The organism is Streptomyces sp. NPDC020362, from assembly GCF_040642095.1.
Lineage (GTDB): Bacteria > Actinomycetota > Actinomycetes > Streptomycetales > Streptomycetaceae > Streptomyces.
Window position 1 is genome coordinate 1 of sequence record NZ_JBFAET010000373.1, and the last position, 4,334, is coordinate 4,334.

The following is a 4,334-nucleotide window of genomic DNA, read 5'->3' on the forward strand; positions in this document are numbered from 1 at the left end:
CTGGCCGAGCGCACGTTCCCCGTCTTCCTCGACGGCAACGACCGGGTCCGCACCGCGCTCGTCTTCGCGCACGACACCTTGCCGGCCACCGCACTGCGGCTGCTCGGTGACGAACTGCCCTCGTTCCAGGAGCGCGTCCATCGCTGGGCCGACACCTTCCGGGAGCGGGGCTGGCCGGCGGACACCCCCCACTTCCTGCTCAGCGGTTACGGACGCATGGTCGTGACGTCACGCGACCCGGAGCGCATCGCACGCGTGGTCGCCGACCCCGTACGGCACGACCGGATGGCGTCCCGGCTGCTCGGCGACGGCCCCGCGCTGGCGGAACTGCAGGCCGCCCGAGGCGCGGTCGCACAGGACGGCACCGAGGACGGGCTGCGGTCCGCCGTCCTGCTGGCCGCGGCACACACCCGGGTGACGGCGCGTCATGAGGTCGACGTGGAGGACGGCGGGCTGGCGCTGTTGCGGGCCCGGCTCGGGCAGATCGACCGGGCGCAGGCACTAGCGGAGGCGATACCGGAAGACGGCGCGCGGTGCTTCGCCCTGATCCGTCTGGCCGACCTGCTCGCCGAGTCCGAACCACGACGCGCGCTCGTCCTGGCGGAGAAGGCAGCGGAGCTCGTGCACGGCGCACCACCCTCCTCGTACCGGTCGGTGCCCGCCTTCGCCGCCGCAGGCGCAGGCGGCGTGCTGATGAGGCTGGGCAGCCCCGAGGGCGTGCCGATCGTGCACGCCGCGCTTGCCATGGTGGCCGCGGAACACGCCGCCGTCCCGTGGGAGCCGGCCGAAAGCTCCGAACACTCTCGGAGTCCGATGCGGTCCCTGAGTTCCGAGCGCACCCGGTGGACGGACGAGGTGCTCGTCTCGGCCGCCGAGTCCTTCGGCGCGGCCGGCGACCTGGACGGCGTACGGGCCGCCTGGTCCGCCGCCGGCCATCCGGCCTGCCGGCAGCTGATCTGGCTGCGCGCCCTCACCGCCCTCGCGCGGCACGGCCACCGCCTCGCACCGGACGGACTGCCGGACGGCGCATCCGGCGATGCGCCCAACTGGCCGGCCACCGCACGCGCCGCCTGGCCCGCCGCCCTTGCCGCGGCGGGCGCCGACGCGGAGGCCTGGCACGCGGTGGGCGGGGTCGCACCGGGCAACCGTGACCTGGCGCTCGGTGCGCTGAGCGAGGCCTTCGGCGAGGCCGGGGATCCTGCACAGGCACTGCGCGCCGCGCGCACCATCACGGGACCCGAGGCCCGGCGGCGGGCGCTGCTGGATCTGGCGGTGCGTGCGCCGGACGCACGGGAGGGGCTGCGCCTGATCGAGGAGGCGTGCCCGCACGGCCACGACCCCGCCACGGCCCCTGCCGACTGGCCGTGCGGCGGGGCGTGCGGGGCGCTGCGCCTACGGGCGCTGGGCACCCTGGACCGGTGGGAGGAGGCGCTCGCGCTGGCCGTGCTGCCGCATCCCGCGCCGTTCTGCCGGGAGATGCGCCGCCAGGCCCTCACCGTGCTGGCCCTGCGCGGAAACTGGCAGCAGGCCCTGGACCTGCTGGCACGCTACCGGAGCGAGGACGAGCCGGACGGCTGGATCGGCGCCGCGGTCTCCATGGTGTACGTGGGCGGCCACGCCGGTCGGCCCGAGGCCGCAGAGCTGGCGCAGGAGCTGCTCGCCGTGCCACCGCAGCCGTTGAGCAGCAGCGAACAGGCGCGCCTGGAGTCGCTGGCCCTGCCCGTGCTCGCCGGAGCCGGTCGCTGGCAGGCCCTGGCGGCCTACTGTTCCACCTGGACGGAATCACTGCGGCACCTGGCCCTGAACGGCATCGGCGCCGGCATTGCCGACGCGGTCGCCGAGCTGCTGGTCCGGCAGCCCGCGCGAAGGACGGAGGCACTCGACGCGCTCCGCCCCGTCTTCGGAACCGACGGATGGTGCTCGGCCCTGGCACAGGCCTGCGCCCGGCAGGGCCAGTGGCGCACGGCGGCGTCGATCGCCAGAGGCATCGGAGAACCCCTCGCCCGGCGCACAGCACTGACCCGGGTGGCCGACACCCTCGTCGAACGGGAACCCCGGTACGCGGCCCACCTGGCGGACGAGGCCGAGCGCACGCCGCCGATCGCGCGCCCAGGCCGGTACGGGGCCGGCGCGGGCACGGAGCGGGCCCTGATCGACTTCGCCGAGGCGCTGGCCCCCGGCCGCCCCGGCGATGCGGTACGAGCGGCGCACGCCGCCCGGGCCCTCGCCGACACGGACGAGACACTGGGGCGTTGTGCGGTGGCGCTGGCCCGCGCGGGCGACGGCGCCGCCGCCGATGCCGTGCTGAAACGGCTCGACGACCGTCGATGGCGGAGCCGGACACGGGTGGCGCTGACCGCCGCCGCCGTGACGGCAGGGCAGCAGGACGAGGCCCGGCGCCTCGCGACGGCCGTACTCGCATCGCAGGACACGGCCGCGGTCCCCGAGTGCGTGGCCCTCGTCGCGACGGCGGGCCTCCACGGTCCGGGCGCGGCCGACGAGTTACGGCAGCAGGCCGTGGGCTGGGCCGTCACGCGGCTCGGTGCGCAGGACACGGTGGAGTCCCTCACCGCGGTCCTGCGGCACTGCCCGGCCACCGACAGGGCAACGGTGTCCGCGGCCGTCCGCGGTATCGCCGACGTGCTCGGCTCCGGGCTGGCGCCCTCCCGCGTGCTCCCGCTCGCTTCGCATGCGGCCGGCGCGCTGGAGCACCTCGATCAGGAGGCGGCCACCCGCTTCGCCACCCTGGCCCTGGAGGCGGCGGCAGCCCTCGACCCGGTGTGGCCCGGCGAGGCCCCGGCATCCGCGGTCGCCGGCGCCACCGCCCTGTTGTGCCGCGTCGGCGATCTGTCGAGCGCGCTGACAGCACCCGAGTCCCGCATTCCGCCCGGCCGCGGCGACGTCCTGCCGGTACTGCTCGCCGGAGCCGCCGCCGGGGCGGTCACCGCTGTCCCCGACTGGTCGGCGGCCCAAGCCCGCGCGGCGGCCGACGTGTTGGGGGAGTACCGGGGCCCGCTCGGCGCCCATCCCGCCCTCGGACGCCAGGAGTTCATCCTCACGGACCCCGTCCTCGACAGCCTGACCGTGACCGCGAGGGCACTCGCCGCACTGGACGACCGGCCCGCCGCCCGTGCCCTGCTGGAACAGGTGCCCGGTCCCTGGCAGCGGGACCTCGCATGGACGCGGCTCGCCTGCGGCCTGGCGGCCGACGCCGGCCGGCCCGACGCGGACCCCCTGATCGAGGAGGCCGCCGAGTGGGCGCTGCGGCAGGCGCTGGCCGGCCAGCGGTGGACGGCCGCGCTGCCCCTGGTGGCGGCCCGCCGTCCCGACGCGGTCGCCGAGGCCTGCGCGCTCGTGCGGGGGACCGACGGCATGCACCGTCCGGGGTGACGGAACTCCGGGCTGCCTGCGAGCGTCCCTGCCCAAGCATGGAGGGCCGTCGATGGTCCCCACGTGCAGCACCGCCGTACCGTCACCGTCGGGCACCGATCGCCGCCGCGGTGTGTCCGGGGCGATTCACCCCGTGGGGCCGTCCTCCTGATCCAGGAGTGTGCCGTCGGGCGCGTAGACGAAGACGTGCATCGACCAGCCGGAGTACTGGGCATTGCGGACGGCGAAGACGTTCCAGTGCGCCTCGTCGTCGCGAGAGAGGAGACCGGTCGAGAGCTGTCCGCTGAAGCCGGTGTCCGTGTCGGCCTGCCCGTTCTTGCCCGGATAGTAGGAGGACCACTTGATGACGCACTCCTGGCCTCGCAACCCCCTGATGTCGACGTCGACCTCGATGTCCGAGTAGGCGGGATTCCCGGAGTCCCTCCCCCTGAACAGGATGCGGGTGATGTCCGCGGACACGCTCGGGGACGAGGGCGCGTCGTTCTCGGGCGTCGGCGTGTCGGCGGGCATCGTCTCCGTCACCGTGGATGCAGGAGCCGGGTCCGACGTGTCCGGGCTGCAGCCGTGCACCTGATACAGCAGTCCGGTGACCACGGACACCATGACGGAACCGAGCACGTAACGAAGTGTCCCGCCGCCGTGGGGACCCGCACCGTTGCCGGACCCACTGTTCTGCTGCGCCCCGTCTGACATCAACTACCCCCGTTTTGACGTCACTTCGGCTCCCATCGTGGTTCCAAGCTATCGGAGGTGAAGGGAGCGATTCACGCGGTCGCAGGAGTTGCGCGGAGACTTCCGGCGCCCTCGGCGGCGGCCCACCGCCCCGAGCACGACCACGGCCGGACGACCACGGCCGGACACCCGGTGCGGCGTCTCGGGGCGACGGCAGCGTGGAACTGCTCCCGGTGCACCAGTTCGCGCACGAGGACCACCTGCTGCGCCGC

At 75.0% G+C, this 4,334-nt stretch carries 3 protein-coding genes; 1 reads left to right on the forward strand and 2 read right to left on the reverse strand.

Annotation, left to right across the window (positions count from 1 at the left end; all coding sequences use genetic code 11):
• The coding region (locus tag AB0H32_RS47040; protein WP_361135492.1) for a hypothetical protein at positions 1-3,390 on the forward strand (3,390 nt) is incomplete at its 5' end.
• Between the two features lie 126 nt (positions 3,391-3,516).
• Here the strand turns inward: AB0H32_RS47040 and AB0H32_RS47045 are convergent.
• Together AB0H32_RS47045 and AB0H32_RS47050 are read right to left on the reverse strand one after the other, a co-directional pair.
• Positions 3,517-4,008: a hypothetical protein gene (locus tag AB0H32_RS47045; RefSeq protein WP_361135495.1), complete on the reverse strand. Its 492-nt coding sequence runs from the start codon at positions 4,006-4,008 to the stop codon at positions 3,517-3,519.
• A 146-nt stretch (positions 4,009-4,154) separates the two neighbouring features.
• Positions 4,155-4,334, reverse strand: a 180-nt coding sequence (locus tag AB0H32_RS47050; RefSeq protein WP_361135498.1) for a hypothetical protein, incomplete at its 5' end; no start/stop codon positions are given.